The sequence below is a fragment of the Bacteroides gallinaceum genome (assembly GCF_030373775.1).
GTDB lineage: Bacteria > Bacteroidota > Bacteroidia > Bacteroidales > Bacteroidaceae > Phocaeicola > Phocaeicola excrementipullorum.
Genome location: NZ_JAUDEN010000039.1, coordinates 1 through 18,594, shown reverse-complemented (window position 1 = coordinate 18,594; position 18,594 = coordinate 1). Strand labels below are relative to the sequence as shown.

At 47.3% G+C, this 18,594-nt stretch carries 9 protein-coding genes; all 9 read left to right on the top strand.

The genetic code is table 11. The features are described from left to right. The first annotated feature begins 576 nt into the window (after nucleotides 1-576). Nucleotides 577-3,783 (top strand): SusC/RagA family TonB-linked outer membrane protein, encoded by a 3,207-nt coding sequence (locus QUW60_RS14040; RefSeq protein WP_289561243.1) that lies wholly within the window; start codon nucleotides 577-579, stop codon nucleotides 3,781-3,783. A 35-nt stretch (nucleotides 3,784-3,818) separates the two neighbouring features. Next, nucleotides 3,819-5,840, top strand: coding sequence for a RagB/SusD family nutrient uptake outer membrane protein (locus QUW60_RS14035; protein ID WP_289561241.1), 2,022 nt, complete (start codon nucleotides 3,819-3,821; stop codon nucleotides 5,838-5,840). 37 nt (nucleotides 5,841-5,877) lie between these two features. Beyond that, nucleotides 5,878-7,020: a DUF5017 domain-containing protein gene (locus QUW60_RS14030; RefSeq protein ID WP_289561239.1), complete on the top strand. Its 1,143-nt coding sequence runs from the start codon at nucleotides 5,878-5,880 to the stop codon at nucleotides 7,018-7,020. 20 nt (nucleotides 7,021-7,040) lie between these two features. After that, entirely contained in the window at nucleotides 7,041-9,098 is a 2,058-nt protein-coding gene (locus QUW60_RS14025) for a PL29 family lyase N-terminal domain-containing protein (RefSeq protein WP_289561237.1), read from the top strand. 14 nt (nucleotides 9,099-9,112) lie between these two features. Beyond that, nucleotides 9,113-10,048, top strand: coding sequence for a PL29 family lyase N-terminal domain-containing protein (locus QUW60_RS14020; protein ID WP_289561236.1), 936 nt, complete (start codon nucleotides 9,113-9,115; stop codon nucleotides 10,046-10,048). 28 nt (nucleotides 10,049-10,076) lie between these two features. Beyond that, complete coding sequence (locus QUW60_RS14015) at nucleotides 10,077-12,047, top strand: PL29 family lyase N-terminal domain-containing protein (RefSeq protein WP_289561234.1); 1,971 nt, start codon at nucleotides 10,077-10,079, stop codon at nucleotides 12,045-12,047. Between the two features lie 481 nt (nucleotides 12,048-12,528). Then, a complete protein-coding gene (locus tag QUW60_RS14010; RefSeq protein WP_289561231.1) occupies nucleotides 12,529-14,802 on the top strand; it encodes a DUF4955 domain-containing protein in 2,274 nt (757 codons plus the stop codon). A 10-nt stretch (nucleotides 14,803-14,812) separates the two neighbouring features. Beyond that, nucleotides 14,813-17,062, top strand: a complete 2,250-nt coding sequence (locus tag QUW60_RS14005) for a DUF4955 domain-containing protein (protein ID WP_289561229.1) — start codon at nucleotides 14,813-14,815, stop codon at nucleotides 17,060-17,062. A 302-nt stretch (nucleotides 17,063-17,364) separates the two neighbouring features. After that, nucleotides 17,365-18,237, top strand: coding sequence for an Rpn family recombination-promoting nuclease/putative transposase (locus QUW60_RS14000; protein WP_289561227.1), 873 nt, complete (start codon nucleotides 17,365-17,367; stop codon nucleotides 18,235-18,237). Nucleotides 18,238-18,594 lie beyond the last annotated feature (357 nt).

Genomic DNA, 18,594 nt, shown 5'->3' with positions numbered 1-18,594 from the left:
TGTTTGTTAATGAATGAAAAAATAAAGGGGTAGGGGTTTCTTTCTTTATTTTTTATATATAATAAGGTGTAAAACGACTTTCGTGGTTCCGTTCGTGGTCTACCTGTCGCTGTAATTTGTTGACTGATAATTTGTTATGCGTGACTTTCGTGGTTCCCTTTTGATTCTTAACTTAAAAATAATATTGGTTTGGTTAAAAGATGTTTGATAATCTCTGAAAAATGAGCCGTTATCTGAATGCATTTGACGGCTCATTTCATTCAGGATGACGGCTCACATTAAAAAAATGTCCCGTTATCTTTTTGACATTCTGACGTTTCCTATTTTCCGCGGAGATAAAGATTTCAAGATTTTTTTGAGGATGTCGTTTTTGATTCTGAAATATATTTATTATATTCGCAACTATTGGAAAAACACTTTATAAGACTCGTAAGATTTAATGCCGATGTAATATTTTTGAAAATTGGATATTTTTGTCCCATCAAGTGAATGATTTTATACCGTTCTCTTGATACAATGCTGTAAATTTGTGCTTATGACGTTTTAAAACCTTTATTTAATGTAAATTGTAGAGATATGCAAACCGAATTCCGAATTGATTTGAGGAAGAGGGTTCTCAGTTTGTTGCTGTTGACCTTATTCTCTTTTACCGCGGCTTTCGCTCAGGTTCTCGTGAGGGGAACTGTTATTGACGAAACCGGAGAAACAGTGATCGGGGCGAGTGTCATGATCAAAGGCACCACCCAGGGGACAATTACGGACATGGACGGCAAGTTCTCGTTGAACGTACCCGACAAGAAAGCCGTACTTGTTATTTCATTTATCGGTTATCAGAACCAGGAAGTGAAAGTGGATCCTTCCAAACCGATGTCTATTCTGCTGAAAAGCGATTCCGAGCTTCTTGATGAGGTGGTGGTAGTCGGCTATCAGGAAGTGAAGAAGCGTGACCTGACCGGTTCGGTGGCGAAAGCCAACATGGACCAGCTGCTCAACACACCGGTGGCTTCGTTTGACCAGACTTTGGGAGGACGTATCGCCGGTGTGAACGTGTCTTCCAGTGAAGGTATGCCGGGCGGAACGATGAACATCGTTATCCGCGGTAACAACTCGTTGACGCAGGACAACTCGCCGCTTTACGTAATCGACGGATTTCCCGTGGAGGATGCGGCGATGGCTTCTACCATCAACCCTGCCGATATCGAGAGCCTTGATATCCTGAAAGACGCTTCCGCTACCGCTATTTATGGTGCGCGCGGTGCGAACGGTGTCGTAATTATTACTACCAAGAAGGGTAAGATCGGAAAAGCCCAGCTTACTTACGACGGCAGCGTAACGATGTCGAATGTGACGCGCAAGATTCCGATGATGGACGCTTACGAGTTTGTGAAGCTGCAGGCAGAGATGTATCCGGAACAGGCTACATCTTCCTCCGGTGGTTACCTGATGAACTGGGAAGGCAAGCAGTGGACGCTGGACGATTACCGCAACATCGACCAGTATGACTGGCAGGACGAAATCTTCCGCACTGCATGGCAGCACAGCCACAACCTCCGCCTGACCGGTGGTACGGAAGGTGTCCGCTACAACGCTTCACTTTCTTATTATGACCAGCAGGGTATCCTGCTCGAAACGGGCTACAAGCGTATGCAGGGCCGTATCAACACGGTTGTGCGCCGCAACAAGCTGAACATGAGCATTACTGCCAACTACTCACGTGCTATTCAGACAGGTTCTACTCCTTCTGAAAACTCTTACAGCGGTATGAACAACCTGTTCTACAGCGTATGGGGATATCGTCCGGTCACTTATCCTAACAAACCGTTGAGTTCGTTGATGGATAACGCGATTGATGATGCGCTGAATACCACGAATGACTATCGTTTCAACCCGATTCTGTCGTTGAAGAATGAATACCGCAAGAACTATACGAACAACTTGCAGTTGAACGGATTTGCAGAATATGAAATTATCAAGGGACTGAAGGTAAAGGTGTCTGCCGGTTATACTTATGATGCCCGCAAACAGGATCAGTTCAACAACTCCAAGACGCGTTACGGAGGTCCTACTTCAACGGACAAGGTAAATGCGCAGGTTGTACGCAATGAGCGTCTGACGTGGTTGAATGAAAATACGGTTACTTACCAGGCTAACATTGCCAAAAAGCATTTCTTCAACGCACTGGCTGGTGTAACTTTCCAGAACTCTGACTATGAATACTATTCGTTCCGCACCATCCATATTCCGAACGAGTCTTTGGGAATGGCAGGTATGGCGGAAGGACAGGGAAGCACCATCAGTTCGTCGAAGAGTTCGTGGTCGATGCTCTCTTATCTGGCCCGCCTGAACTACAATTTCAAGTCGAAATACTATGCTACGGCATCTTTCCGTGCCGACGGTTCTTCCAAGTTCAGCAAAAACAACCGCTGGGGTTACTTCCCTTCAGGTTCTGTTGCATGGACGTTTACGGAAGAAAAGTTCATGAAGCCTTTAAAGAAGGTGCTTTCCAACGGTAAGCTCCGTCTGAGCTGGGGTCTCACGGGTAACAACCGTATCGATGAATATGAATACTATACCCTCTTGCAGGTGCTGAAAGATAATATAGGCGACTATATTTCAAACGGAAGCATTCCGAGCGGTGTCTATCCTTTCAATAATGACAATACGAATGTGGGATCAGTTCCTACCTCTATCGTTAACAACAACCTGAAATGGGAAACCACCGAGCAGTGGAACCTTGGTTTGGATTTGAGCTTCTTTGATGACCGTATCAACTTTACCGGAGATATTTACCGCAAGACCACGCGCGACCTGCTGCTGGAAGCTTCACTCCCGTTGAGTTCAGGATTTTATAGTGCAACCCGCAATATCGGTAAGGTACGTAACGATGGTATCGAACTGAGCCTGAGTACGGTGAACATCAAAAATAAGGACTTTAGCTGGACAACAGACTTCAATATTGCGTTCAACAAGAATGAGGTGCTTGAACTTTCGGAAGGACAGAGCACATTGCTGAGCGCCGTCAACTTCGACCAGAACTATAACTCTCAGTCGAGCTACATTGCACAGGTTGGTCTGCCGATGGGCATGATGTATGGTTATTTGTACGAAGGTACATACAAGTACGACGATTTCAACAAATCGGGCGATACCTATACGCTGAAGTCGGGCGTACCTTACTTCTCTACCGAAACCAATACGCAGCCGGGTATGCCTAAATACAAGGACTTGAACGGTGACGGAATCATCAATTCAGATGACCGTACGATTATCGGCCGTGGCTTGCCTATCCATACCGGAGGTTTCACCAACACCTTTACTTATAAGGGCTTCGACCTGAGCGTGTTCTTCCAGTGGTCATACGGCAACGACATCATGAATGCCAACCGCCTGTTCTTTGAAAGTTCCAATAACAGATCGCGCGAGCTGAACCAGTTTGCGAGCTATGCTGACCGCTGGACTCCGGAAAATCCGGACAGCGATATTCCGGCAGCCACCAACTCTTCTTCCAACCGTGTGATTTCTTCACGCATCATCGAAGACGGTTCGTTCCTGCGTCTGAAGACGGTGACTTTGGGCTATACGTTCCCGACCAAACTGATACAGAAGGCAAAACTGAGTTCGCTCCGTGTCTATCTGGCAGGACAGAATCTGTGGACATGGACAAGCTATTCGGGATACGATCCTGAAGTGTCTATCCGTAACAGTGCGCTGACTCCGGGACTTGATTTCTCGTCGTATCCGAGGGCATATACTATAAGTTTTGGAGTAAGTGCGGGATTCTAATTGCATCTGTCTAATCATTCATCAGAATATATCATATGAAAAAGTTTAAATATACTCTATTGCTCATGATGTTCGGCGGGATGTTTGCTTCGTGCAACTTCCTTGACAAGGAGCCGACCAAACTGACATTGGAAAATTATTTCAATACGGCGGAGGAGGCAAACTCCTTCCTTACGGGTATCTATGCCATACTCAGCCAGTCATCCTTCTATGGAGCTGACTACATTTATCTGGTGGGAGGAGATGACCTCTCTCATTATGGCGGTTCCGGGCGTGCGCCTGCCACAAGAGGACTGATTTGTCACAACGCTACAGTCAGCGACCCGGCAGTAACGGGTTTCTGGTATACCCTTTATTCGGGTATCAACCGCGCGAACATATTTTTGGAAAATATCGACCGTGTGACTGACATTGACGATGCGACAAAGTCGCAGTACATAGCAGAAGCCCGTTTCCTCCGCGCGTTCTATTATTTCAATTTGGTGCAGTGCTGGGGCGACGTGCCTTTTAAGACTTCGTCCACTCAAGACGTTTCCGGCCTGGACTCTCCGCGCACCGACAAGCAGCAGATTTATGACTTTATCGTGACGGAAATGAGCGAGGCTGCGGAGAACGGTTTGCCGGAGTTCGACTCCAGCGACCCGGGACATATTTCAAAGTCGGCTGCATATGGGATTCTGGCACGTGTCTGCCTGTTCCGTGCCGGTGAGCATTATCGGGACAGCAATGCGCCGAGCGATGAAACGACGCTCCGTTCATATTTCCAGCAGGCGAAAGACTTTGCCTTGCAGGTTTACGGAAAACACCAGTTGGCAAGCGACTATTGGCAGGTGTTCATCGACATGTGCTCAAACCAGTATAACACAGACGGCAGTGAAAGCATCTGGGAAATTGAGTTTGCCGGAAACAACACTTCGGATGTAGTGGCTGAAGGACGTATCGGAAACATCATCGGTTTGGCGGGTCCTGACCTGTCGAACAGTTCAGACGTGACTGGCTCTGCCGATCCGGGGTACGCGTATGAGTTTATCTTCTCTACGCCGAAACTTTACCGCCTGTATTGCATGGATGTGAATCATAGTTTCTCCAACCCGTCCAATAATATCCCGACAAGCTATACGATTGACGATTTGATGGGGCTGCAGGTGAATTATGCTTCAGGCACAGCGGATGAAAAAGCTGCAGCGTGGGATCTGGCGAAGTTCAAGGTAAAAGACCGCCGCTTCTTGTGGAACATTGCGCCGTTCGTTTATGTTGAAGGCGGCGGAAAGAATACGGGAGTGACAGGACGCAGATTCTATGAAGGAAATTATTTTGTCAATGCGTCGACTGATGAAGACGATGAAGCTAATCTGCTGAATGTCTGGAACAGCTATGATAACGGACGTTCTTATTCGTATACTTGTTCGTCTGCGCAAGAGGCTGAACTGGAAGAGCAGTATCCGGGATTTGAGTACCGTGAGGGTGACTACATGTATAATTCGACGAGCAGCTCATGGCAGGAATCCAGCGTAGGAGATTACACTTACAGAAGCGGAAATAATCATTTCACCGCGAATATTGCCCGTGCGTGTGCGAAGTTCCGCCGGGAATACGAGGCTGACAAGAAAGACAAGAACTTTACTTCCATCAACTTCCCGGTATTGCGCTACTCGGATGTGCTGCTGATGCTGGCTGAAGCGGAGAACGAACTGAACGGTCCTGCAAATGCCATCGGTTATCTGAACGAGGTAAGACAGCGTGCTTTCGGCGGTGATGCAAGCTACAATCTGCAGGAAGGGCTGACCAAGGACGAGTTCCGTCAGGTGCTGAAGGACGAACGCGGACGTGAGCTTTGCTTTGAAATGTTGCGTCACTTCGACCTGATCCGTTGGGGAGAACTTTCTGAGCGTATGAGTGAGCTGGTAGAGTTCGCGCAGATTGGAGGTGAATGGAATCAGGGAACGAGCAATGTGTACACTTACTTCCAGCTGGACGATACGTACAATTATTTCCCGATTCCGGATGCCGAGTTGTCTGTGAACAAGGCCATCACTTCAAACAATCCGGGATGGTAATCTATCTGAGTTAAAACACTAATAAAGGATTGAATCAATGAAAAGATATACCTTATATATGTATGCCTTCGCTCTGTCGGCTTTCGCACTTGCTTCTTGCAGCAAAGAATTGACAGAGGGGCTTGACGATGTGAACATTGGCGTTGTAACCGATGATAACGTGATGTACGACGGCATGATTGTGACGGCGAAGAAAGGACAGCCCGTAGAGTTCACCATTAACGGTGAACCGGACTTCGTGACTTTCTATAGCGGCGAACTGGGACATCAGTATATTTACAAAGACCGCACTTCTGTTTCGGCGGATGATGTCGTTTCTTCTGTCTTGTCGTTTACTGTTTATACGAGCACCACTATCTATGCGGATGACAATAATCGCCGCAACAATTGTATGGATATATTCTATACGATGGATGATGCGGAAAACGGATTCGAGGCTTTCCCGGGATTGGTAAAGAATGACATTGTGGCCGATTCGACTACTGTTGTCCAGTTCTGGAAAGACGGGAAATGGCATGAACTGGTTGACCGGGATGAGTTTGTCGGTATGGGACAGAATGTTGTAGCCGGAAACTCATACGAACGGGATGTAGTCAATTACATTGACAAGAATCTGGTGCTTGCTTTTGCGTACAATAAGGATGAGTGGGAAAATCCCCATTTCAATGAAACGGATGCTGTGAATGTCGCACAGCCGCGCTATAATTTCGCTTCGATGAAGATCACGAATACGCTTCGCAATGGACAGACTACGGAACAGTTTGCTTCTGATTTTGTGCTTACCGCAGTCAATATGCATCATGAACGTGACACTGCATATTATCAGGACTGGAAAAGCACGGTGAGCTATTTGCCTGAGGACAGCGGTTACGGAACAGTGACGGCCAATGTGGCAGGACGCTGGAATCTGTCGAGTGCAAGCTCCGGAAGTTTCTATATCCACGGAACGGCAAACGATTCGCATTGGAAATCTTCGTGGCTTGTTTCTGATCCGATCAACATCCTTGCATGTGAACCCGATCAGGGCGTGAGCGTCAAGAACATTTCGCAGGACATGCCGACTTATTCGCACACATACGAAAATGTAGGAACCTATACGGCAACTTTCGTAGTGACCAACGGCAACTATAAGCATGAGGATCGGGGAGTATACCAGATTGTAGTCAATGTAACCGAATAATCTTTTAAAACGAATAATTTATGAAATACATAAAATCATACTTGTTTTTAGTCCTCACCGCTGCGCTTGCGCTCACGGGGTGCAAGCAGGATGACTTGCAGGACGATGTGGACGCGCTGGCTAACCGCGTGGCCATTCTGGAGGAACAGGTGAAGCTGCTGAATGAGAATCTGGAAACGATTTCCTTCGTGCTCAATTCAGAGAATAAGACCATTCAGAGCGTGACGCAGAGCGGAAACGCCTATACCCTTACGCTCAGCAACGGGGAAACGCTTACTTTGAACATCGGTGTGCAGGGATCTGCAGAAGTGCCTGAAATAACAATCGGTTCAGACGGCTGTTGGGCGGTTCGAGGTGAGTCGACTGGCGTGCCGGCTATCGGAAATGCAGGAGCGGACGGACAAGGTTATCCGGAATTCCGTGTGAATGAAGGAAGCTGGGAAGTGCGTTATGTAACTGGTGACGGTGAAGTGAGTGCTTGGGAAAAGGTTGGTGGCGATGCCAACTCAGACATGGGTGTTGTAGGTGACCAGCTGATTGCTTCGGCAGAAGTGGTGGGCAATGAGTTTGTCATCACTTATTATACCGATTATGCAACGGGTGAAACGGCTACGGCAAGTGTTGCCATTGTGCCGGGACTGGTTTGTGCGATAGACGATTCGGGCTTGACCTTGTCAGATCCTGACGGCTATCTGGAGGTGGCTGAAGATTCCCGTACCGAGATTCCGGTGCAGATCTCCGGAGGAACTCCTTCCGTAACTTACCCTGCAGGCTGGAGAGCGACGATCGAGCAGGCAGATTCTTCTGAGGGAGAAAACAATTATGTGCTGGCTATCTATTCTCCTGCAAGCGGAGAAGCAACGGGGGCTTCATCGAGAGTGACTGCCGACAACACTTCTGAAGTTACAGTGCGTGTGAATAGCGGCATGTATTGGGCTGTAGACAAGATTAAGGTGAGAATAGAAGGTGGAGGAACCGAAGAACCGACTTATACTTCTGTCTATGATAAATATGAGAAAGGTGGAGATATAACTGTCGGGAACTATACCTTCAATAATCAATCGGGACTGACTGTTACTCATGTGACTTCAACTGATGACATAACTATTGAGAACAATGTTGACGGAGTCTATATTATTGATACGGATGCTACATTGAATTTCCCGAATGCCCTTTTAAGTGGTGTTTCTAATTTGATTCTGCTTTCTAATGATTTGGAGGGAAATAAAAAAGCTAAGGTAAATATTTCGTTGACAAATGCTGTAAGTTTGCGAGTTGCAGGCAGTGGAACAACTTCGAATATTGTTGCTCAAAATATTGAATTTACTAGCGGATGTTTGGTTATTGATATGGCGGACGATGCCACTTCTACTATTGACAATTTAATATTTGACGGTTGTAAGTTTACGCTTCCGAATAACAGACATTTGTTTAATGGAGATAAAGGACAAGACAATTCTATTAAAAATATCCAGCTCCTTAACAATGATATTTGCATATCAGAAAATAGCGGCGGCGTTTCTACAAGCCGTCTTCTGAATTTTGCAGTTACAGGCAAATGTATTGATGTAAATGCGTCCATTGATGTAGAAAACAATGTCATTTATACCCGTTCTACAAATAACCGTAACAACGGTGCTATATTGAGTGTCGCTGTAAGTAATGACTTGTATGGTGATTTCCAAGGTTCTATTACAATTAAGGACAATACGTTTATTAACATGTCTTCATCAGGGCAAGGGGGATTGTTGCGTGCTCATTTTAATAATGCTCAAGTGACAATTAGTAATTGCTTGTTCTGGGATAATGTGGAGAATACCACTCAAAATGCTTGTCGTTTGTTGAATACGGTGAATAAAGTAAATCCGACAACAACAATTGAAAATATAAAGGCATATAGTAAAATGAATGGTAGTGAACATTATGTGACTTATCAATATTACTATCAAAGTAATAAACCGGATGAAGCTGTCAATCTGACCATATCTCAGGAAGAGGAAGATCCGCTTCAAACCGCAGACTTTGAAAATGGAATCTTTATTGTTAAAGCAGGGGTAAATTGCGGTGCAACCCGCTAAAAAACAATTGAATTATGAAACGAATAGCAATAATATTACTCAGCATGATTCCCTTGTTCACGTTCAATGCGTGTGATGAAAGGGACGATATACAAGCAGATGTAGACGGACTTAACTCCCGTCTGGACGAACTGGCCAGTGGGTTGGAGGCGTTGAATACAAGCATCAACTCGTTTTATGATGTGGCTGTGCTTCAAGGCTCAATCTTTATTACAGACTATACCATGGACGAGAAAGGCGACTATACCCTCACTTTGAGTGAGGGTGACCCTCTCGTAATCTATGGAGGAATGCCCGCTGAAGATATTCCGGTGTTGGCCATCGATGCGGACGGCTATTGGACTTATACGCTGGATGGTGTGACGAGCTATCTGACCGTGAACGGCGAGCAGGTTTCTGCACGTCCTACCGACGGACGTGATGGCGTAGTGCCTGAAATAAGCGTCGTTGATGGACGCTGGTGCTATACAATCGGTGACGGTGAGCCCATAATGATCGAGGGTAATTATGGTATCGCTTCTGTAGATGATATACCGGCTGGCGTTTTTGCAGATGTGACTCCTTCTGATGACGGGAAATCGCTTACATTTAAACTTGCGGGTGAGAACGGTGCAGAGTATACTGTGGCTTTGTTGGGCGGATTGGACATGACCTTCGCCACTACAGATGCTCCGGCAGAAGAGGTTACGGAAACAACAGTACCGGCAGGCGGAAGCGTCACGCTGAATGCGACTTTGACCAGTGTGGAGGAAGTTGTCATCGATCCTACGCCGCTGGAAGTGAAACTGGACGAAACGGACTCCTCTGCAACCGACGGAAAGCATACCCTTACCGTTGCAGCTCCTTCCGGGCTGGCGGCTGGCAGCTATACAGTCTATTTCCAGATTTTCTCTGCAAAATCGGAGGGCTACCGGATGATTGTTCCGCTTAAAGTGACGGTTTCTGAATAATTGATTGAATTCTTAAAAAGAAAAGATTATGAAATACTATAAATCATTCATCCTTCTCGGAATGTTCGCATTGTCGTTCGCGTCATGTAATACGGACGATCTGGAGCGGAACATCGATGAGCTTACCACGCGTGTGGAAGACATGGAGAAGCAGGTGCAGGCTTTAAATGACAACATGAACGTGATCCGCGTATTGCTGGACGGAAACAAAACCATCCAGAGTTACACATATGATGAGGCTACGGGTACTTATACGCTTGTTCTCAGTGACGGACAGACCATGACGCTGACACAGGGAAACGACGATAACATCACATATCCGCAGGTTACTGTCGGTGATAACGGAAATTGGTTCGTTGATGGCGTAGACACAGGGCAGTGTGCGAAGGCTCAGGACGGTACACCTGTAACAGTGACTCCCCAGTTCCAGATAGTAACGGAGGGAACAGACAAGGTTTGGCAGGTATCATATGACGAAGGCGCAACTTGGGATTATGTAACGGATGAAACCGGGGCTCATGTAAAAGCTACCGGTACAGTATCTGGAACTAACCCGATTGAAGCGGTGAAAGTGGAGAACGGCTGTCTGTCTGTAACAGTGGATGGAACAGAATACACTATTCCTATTGTTGAAGGGCTGGTATGCCAGATTGTAGAGCCTGAGAATGTGGAAAACGATACTTGGTATGTGGCTAAAGGCGGTGATGGAACAGACCTGACTGTCAATGTGAACTTAGAGTCGGGGGATATTGTGCGTGCCGTTGCTCCTGCTGACTGGACGGTTACAGTGCCTGACTATTCGGCTCTTACAGGAGAGCAGGCGTTGACCTTGAGTGTAAGAGCTCCTGAAACTCCTTCCGAATGCGTGCTTTCGGTAGAAGTTACCCGTGGCGTGCATACTGCGGCATCAGAAATAAAGGTTCACACTACGACAGACAGCTATTACGCTGATTTTATGGCCGGACTGGATGTTCAGGCAGGAAATGTGAAGATAAACAAGTACATGTTTGATGGTGAAGAAATACATGTTCTTTCTTCCGATCAGTCTATAACTGAGCCGGGCGGCATTTATTTCATCCGATCAGGTGTAAATGTCAGCTATGATAATACGGGTGACAATGCTGCAACATTGGTACTTATCGGTGATAATCCGACGGATAAGCCGGAACTGAAAGTCAACAGGCAGTTGAGAGTGGCTGAAACCTCCGGAAACGAGGGTAAAGGACTGTTCTTCTGCTACAATCTCAAGATAGATGCTACGGAAGTTTATAATACAGGAACCTCGCCGTCTTTGTCTTATCTGCTGGCGCAAAATGGTAATACGGCATTCAAGAATGCTGTATTTGGAAACTGTGAAATTGAATTGTCTACCACTCAGCAGCCGCTTACGTATATCAGTTCAAGCAACAGAAGTTATGAAAACTTTGTCCTTGAGAACTGCAAGATAAAATATCCGGAAGGGAAGACTGACCAGCGTTTTATTATTAGCGTTGGTTCCAGTACGGCGACTTATGGAACGCTGACTTTCAGAAACAATGTATTCTATTGTGCGACAGACGGCAATTTGATTTCAAATTTCAAATTGTTTAACGGCTCTTCAGCAACAATCAATAAACTTGTTTTGCAGAATAATACATTCGTCAATACGGGGTCTGCAACGACAAGTTATGTATATGCTTCTACCGTTCAAGATGCACAGGTTTCCAATAACTTGTTCTTTGCAGACAACGGCAGCATAAATAATTATTATATTGTATTCCGTACTACAAATGCCATACTGGGAAGTTTGTGTCAGGATAATGTGGGTTACCGCTCGGATGCTACGAGCCAGGGATGGAGAATGTTCTATCAGAGTGGCGGTGTAAGCTGCGGCTGGGATGGAGCGGAAGATATCGAACAGATTAGCGCTAATCCGTTCGACGGTGGAACCTTCGATCCGGCGAATGGAGTATTCATTCCTGGTGACGCTTATGCAGATTATGGTTCGACTATGAGATAATCTGTTCCTGCAAGGTGCAATCCTATAAGAGGAATATTTAGCCTTAAGAATATAGCCGTCCCGGTGTCCTGCATGTGGACATCGGGACGGCTTGCGTTATGGACTGTTGCTTGCTTTCATGCAATTTTTAAATGCGGTCTGCTTTGGGACCTCCAGATAATAATCCATGTTTTGCACCAAATGCTCAACCTTAACTGACTGATACGATGGAGAAAAAAGTAAAGAGCGCCAATGGTGCGCATTGGGATATCTGCCTAAGTCAGATTTTATCCATAGATAGTTCTTTATCTGATGAAAGAGGGGTGTCAAGACGCTCCGTATGCTATAATTGTACAAAAATAGGTATCTTATTTTTCATTAATTCATATCCGCTTCCTGTTGTGTTTCTTAGTGTCGGAAAAAGTATTAAATTTGTTATGTTACGGACTATGCTTGAATATAGTCTGAGCGGATTTGAAAAACTTCATAAAAACTAGATACTATGAGTGTAAGACTTTTAAAAAATTGGATGTGGTGTTTGGGCTTGCTGGTTATGGCGGCATGCTCGGACGAAGAAGTGGTTCAGGACGATGCTCCTGTAATACCGGAACAGCCGGCGGAAATAGCTTCCGTTATTGACCAGTATAATGCGGATATTGCGGCGATGCAGGCGCTTTTTGAGGGTGATGCAGAGGTGGTGAATTATACGCAGGAAGAGTCTGGAGCCTATCGCTTGGAATTGAGTGACGGGAAAATCGCGACTGCCGTTTCCCGGGCGGAGGACGATGCAGACATTCCGTTGTTTGGCGTGAACGAAGAAGGCTATTGGACGGTACAGTTGAACGGAGAAAGCGGTTTGCTGACTGATATGGCCGGGAATTCAGTTCCGGCTTTGAGAAAAACAGGCAAAGGTGTATATACTCCCCAGGTTGTCTTGGGCGAGGACGGCTATTGGCAGGTTTCTTTGAACGGCAATCAGTGGAAGCGGCTTTCTGATACTCCGGCTGCTGACATGACGGGAAAGACCTCTGCCAACTTTTCTCTGTACAAATCGGTTGAAATGGATGGCAGCGGTCAGCTTACATTGTCGTTGCGCAACGGTGAAGCGTCTGTGACGGTTGATGCGAGTGCGTCATCTTCTGCTGAGGCATGGAAGAAGTTTGTGATGGGCAGCGAGGACAATGTATTGCTTGACTATTCGTATGCCGGATACAAGCATGGCGAAGAAGCTCCTGCCGACGGATTTGCATGGGGGTACGAGGTTATAAATGTAAAAGATTACATGAATGCCCATTCGATGACCGCACACGATGCTTTTGAGGCTATTCTGGATGAAAACAGTTTGATCCGGAAATCAAATTCGAGCGCAACAAACGCTAATGCAAGAATTGTGATTTATTTTCCTGAAGGGGACTATGTCTTGCAGGAGAAGGGCAACACCGAAAGGCCGTATTTGATTTACGGAGGCAATTTCATCATAAAAGGTGACGGGCCGGACAAGACTCGTTTGATAATGGACAATCATATCGGAACGAATGAGGCTTCAACCGGAGCCTTGATAAGCATTGGGCACTCCAACAGTCCGCGCAATACGGCTAATTCACCAAGCCGTGCCACGGTGACCGCCAATGCGTCGAAAGGTGATTTTTCCGTGAAGGTTTCCTCTACAACGGATATAAAGCCTGAAGAGTGGGTGCAATTGCGCTTGCGCAGCAATGATGATGGCCTGCTGCAGAAGGAACTTGGCCCGCTTTACGACTACCGGAGCGGATGGAGCATAACGAATGTGCCCGGCTATGACAGCAATGGCAAATCGGAAGACAGAAACGGTGTCCAGATTATAGAGTTTCATCAGGTGAAGTCGGTCGGCAACGGAACCGTTACGTTCTATGAACCGATCATGAGCGACATTGATGTTTCGATAAAGGATTTCAACAACGGCTGGGAAATCCGCCAGTTTAAATATTATGAGAATGTAGGGGTGGAAGATCTAGCCTTTGTGGGCGGCGAGTCTATGCTTACGCCATATTATCATCACGGTGAAGATGTGGATACAAGCCTGGCATGGATGTATGACTATGCTTACAAGCCTTTGCTGCTCAACCGCATGGTCAATTCGTGGGTGCGTAATGTGACGTTTGACAGTGTCAGCGAGGCTGTAACCTTTGATCAGTCGGCCAATTGTTCGGCATACAACATACGTATCGAAGGCAAACGCGGTCATTCAGCCGTGCGCGCTCAGGAGTCGAGCCGTGTGTTTATAGGCAAAGTGCGTGACGAAAGTTCGGACGATGTTGCGCACGGACAATACCATGGCTGCGGCGTATCGAAGCCGAGTATCGGCACTGTTGTATGGAACTGCACGTGGGGAACGGAAGCATGTTTTGAGTCGCATGCCACACAACCCAGAGCCACTTTGTTTGATAAGTGCAGCGGAGGTTTGGTGTACTACCATGCGGGAGGAGCGGCAACCGAGGCTCCCAATCATTTGCGCGACCTGACCATCTGGAACCTGAATGTGACGGGTACAACGGACGAGAAAGGACGGTCTTTCTCGAATGATTTCCATTGGTGGCTGCCCAATGACACGTGGTGGAAGATTTATCCTCCGATTGTGGTCGGTGTACACGGCGCTTCTGTTGATTTTACGGATGAGCCTGATCAGCTGACTTATGAAGAAAGTACAGGCGCGATGGTTACTCCGGAGTCGTTGTACGAAGCCCAACTGGAAAGACGTCTGGGATATGTCCCGGCATGGTTGAATGCGATAAAATAGTCTGACATGTATGGAAGGGAAGTGGATGAAAAGAGGATTCCTGTATGCCTTTTGTGCGGCTGCGCTGTTGCTTGTCGCGCCAGGATGCAAGGATGATGCGGTGGAAGATTCCGGTACGCCTGATACTCCGCAGGCGGAAGACGTGTTTTCTCAGCTGAACCGTGATATCGCGGATATGCAGTCGCTGGCTGAAGGCCATGTGAAAGTGCTGACTTGCTTTACGGAAGCGGACGGCAGCGCGGTGATGGAACTGGACAACAACCATGTTCTGAATATATATGCCGAACAGGAGAAGGTCAATTCTGTTCCTCTTGTCGGCATAGACGGGAATGGCTATTGGACGTATGAGCTGGACGGAAGCTCCGGAACGTTGGAAGGGAATGACGGACAGCCGGCACCTGCATTGAGCTCGACGGGCAAGTCTGCGGTGACTCCCCAGTTCCGTTTAAGCGACAAAAGATACTGGGAGGTTTCATTTGACGGAGGAGAATGGAAGCAGTTGAGCACACGTCAGGTGTGGGATGTGGACAAGGCGGGCAAATCCGCTTTCTCTCCGTTTGCTTCCTGTTCTGTTGACGGGGATAAAGTGACAATATATCTGCGCTGCGGAGCGTATGAAATAAACGTGCCGGTTGAAGGCAAGGCGACTACAGACGCGTGGAACAAGTTTGTGGCCGGTGCGGACGGCAATGTGCTGCTTGACTTTTCGTATGCCGGATACAGGCACGGTGAAGAGGCTCCTCCGGAAGCTGCGTGGGAGCGTGTAAACGTCAGACAATGGATGGATGACTATAAAGTGGGCGCGCGTCAGGCTTTGCTGGATATTATGGCAAAGTATGGGCTGGACAAATCTTCGGGCAATGGAAACGCCAATGTGGTAATCTATTTCCCCGCGGGCGATTATGTGCTGCATAACGAAGATGACAATACGAAGGATGACAATAAAACCTCTGGTGACACGGACAGCCGGGGAAATAATACGAGTCATGCGATTACGATGTTCGGCGGGAACTTTGTAATTAAGGGAGATGGACCCGACAAAACCCGGCTTATCATGGAAACCCCTATGCTGCCGAATAACAACAGCATGTATTCGTCGCCGACTCTGATTACCATCAAGCACAATTCGTTTCTGACGAGTGATGTCTATGACGTGACGGGAAGCGCGGCAAAAGGAACCTTCAGTGTGGAAGTGGCCAATGCAAACGCTTTCAGCGAGGGTGAATGGGTTTGTCTGTATTTGCACGACAACAGCCCGGAGCTGGTGGCACAGGAACTTCAGCCGTATGAATGGGAGTCTACCATGACGAACATTTCGGAAGAGGGCGTGCAGGTGGAAGATATTCACCAGATTGAAAAGATTGAAGGCAACACGGTGACTTTCAAAGAACCGATTATGCATGAGGTGGACCCGCAATGGGACTGGCAGTTGCGCAAGTACAGGCATTACGAGAACGTGGGTGTGGAGGACTTGTGTTTTGTCGGCCATTCGGTGTCCGACTTTAAGCATCACCGCAGCTGGGAAGACGACGGCGCCTACAAGCCGATCAATTTCATGCGGCTTGTAAACTCGTGGATGCGCAGAGTCCGGTTCACGAGCGTAAGCGAGGCGGCTTCCATCATATCGTGCGCCAACTGTTCAGCATATGACATTGATATTGACGGAAATGGAGGCCATGCAGCGATCCGCTCGCAAGGTTCGAGCCGTGTGTTTATCGGTGCGGTCCGCGACCGCTCCAATCGTCCGCCTGCCGACCAGTGGTCTTCGTCGAATATTGTGGAAGGAGCAGGGCAATACCATGCCTGCGGCGTTTCCAAGCCGAGCATGGGTGCCGTAATCTGGCGTGTTTCATGGGGAAGCGACGCTTGCTTTGAGGCGCATGCAACCCAGCCGCGAGCTACGCTGATTGACTGCTGTACGGGAGGTTTCATGCAGACGCGCCAGGGTGGAGATGCGGAGCAGGTGCCTAATCATCTGGCCGACTTGACCATCTGGAACATGAATTCCATCAATTCGCCGGCTCCGAAGGGCAACGGAAATGTAGGAACGGAATTCGACTGGTGGCGTTCGGGATGGAAGTATTGGAAGATTCTGCCTCCGGTAATTGTAGGCTTCCATGGAGAACCGGTAACCTTTGTGCAGGATCAGGTGAAGCTGGATGAGAGCAACGGTACGCCTGTGGAGCCGCAGTCGCTCTACGAAGCGCAGCTTGAACGTCGCTTGGGATATGTTCCAGCCTGGTTGAATGCATTGAAATAAAGTCATGGAAGTATGGAGGATGCATACCTGGGAGGCTTCCTTCATGCTTTGGAAAAAGCAATCTTTTTAGTCCTTGCAGCGGCTAAGAGAGTTTTTGTATTTGTTATTGTACGAACCGTCGGTGACGCACAGACCGTTGCCGACGGTTTTTTGGGTTATTGTCTGTCGATGGGCAGGATGGGAAAAATCCTGCAATTGCCGGAATTTGAGCCTTACGGAATGAAATTCATCGTTCCTTTTTGTTATATCTGCCGGATTCTGTATATTTGCGTTATAACGGCAATTTTCAGGACATTACTGCTATGGCAAAATTCATCAACCCTTTTACAGACGTGGGCTTCAAGCGCATTTTCGGTCAGGAGATCAACAAGGACCTTCTGATTGATTTTCTCAACGCATTGCTGGAAGGCGAGCGTCATGTGGAGGATATCCATTTTCTGGACAAGGAACTTCTTCCGGAATTCGAAAACGACCGTGGTCTTATTTATGACGTTTACTGTACAGACTCGAACGGCGAGCAGTTTATCGTAGAAATGCAGAACCGTGAGCACGTCAATTTCCGGGAGCGTACGCTTTACTACCTCTCTCAGGCGATAGCCCGTCAGGGCGAAAGGGGATCGGACTGGAAATTTAGCCTGAAGGCTGTCTATGGAATATTCTTCGTGAACTTCCGTTTGACAGACCTTCCGAGCAAGCTGCGCACAGACATCGCTCTTGCCGACCGTGAAACTCATGAGCAGTTCAGCGACAAGATGCGCTACATTTTTCTGGAGCTTCCTTCGTTTGACAAGGAGGAGTCTGAATGCGCGACAGATTTTGAACGTTGGATTTATGTATTGAAGAATATGGAAACATTGAACAGGTTGCCTTTTAAGGCGCGCAATGCCGTTTTTAAGAAACTGGAGGAGATTGTTGACATTGCTGCCCTGAGCAAGGAGGAGCGGATGAAATACGACGAGAGCATCAAGGTCTACCGCGACCAGCTTGCGGTGATGGAGTTCGAGCGTCAGAAGGGCCTTGCGGAAGGTCTGGAGAAGGGCCTTGCGGAAGGGATAGAAAAAGGTATGGAGAAAGGGAAAGAAGACGTGGCGCGGAATCTCAAGGAGATGGGGCTTGACGTTTCTTCCATATCCCGTGCTACCGGACTTTCACCTGATGTCATTGAAGGATTGTAGTATGCTGGAGAAGAGGCATTGAACGGGCTGCCTCCAAGGCTGCAATGCTGTGTTTAAGAAGCCTGAAAGGAGAATGTCGGTGCTTGCCGGTGCGCGTTTCTGCCTGGCTGAAAGCGTTGTAAAGTCATAAAAACAGAGGCTGTGTCAGAATGAAAATCAGTTGTCATTTGCTTTTTGACAGTCATTTCCTGTTGGGATATTCAAGAAATAGTATAAAATTAGCCAACTAATTCATTGCGAGTTAGTTGGCTTTTTTGTATCTTTAGGTATTCCCCCATAAATAAGGTTTGACGGCCAAAACGGGGGAAATACTCCGACTAAGATATGGCTAAGATACAAAATATTTTAAAGATTCAG

What these genes read in the sequence shown, in the direction of transcription:
- QUW60_RS14040 (WP_289561243.1), top strand. Translation starts at nt 577, where the DNA reads ATGCAAACCGAATTCCGAATTGATTTGAGGAAGAGGGTTCTCAGTTTG.
- QUW60_RS14035 (WP_289561241.1), top strand. Translation starts at nt 3,819, where the DNA reads ATGAAAAAGTTTAAATATACTCTATTGCTCATGATGTTCGGCGGGATG.
- QUW60_RS14030 (WP_289561239.1), top strand. Translation starts at nt 5,878, where the DNA reads ATGAAAAGATATACCTTATATATGTATGCCTTCGCTCTGTCGGCTTTC.
- QUW60_RS14025 (WP_289561237.1), top strand. Translation starts at nt 7,041, where the DNA reads ATGAAATACATAAAATCATACTTGTTTTTAGTCCTCACCGCTGCGCTT.
- QUW60_RS14020 (WP_289561236.1), top strand. Translation starts at nt 9,113, where the DNA reads ATGAAACGAATAGCAATAATATTACTCAGCATGATTCCCTTGTTCACG.
- QUW60_RS14015 (WP_289561234.1), top strand. Translation starts at nt 10,077, where the DNA reads ATGAAATACTATAAATCATTCATCCTTCTCGGAATGTTCGCATTGTCG.
- QUW60_RS14010 (WP_289561231.1), top strand. Translation starts at nt 12,529, where the DNA reads ATGAGTGTAAGACTTTTAAAAAATTGGATGTGGTGTTTGGGCTTGCTG.
- QUW60_RS14005 (WP_289561229.1), top strand. Translation starts at nt 14,813, where the DNA reads ATGGAAGGGAAGTGGATGAAAAGAGGATTCCTGTATGCCTTTTGTGCG.
- QUW60_RS14000 (WP_289561227.1), top strand. Translation starts at nt 17,365, where the DNA reads ATGGCAAAATTCATCAACCCTTTTACAGACGTGGGCTTCAAGCGCATT.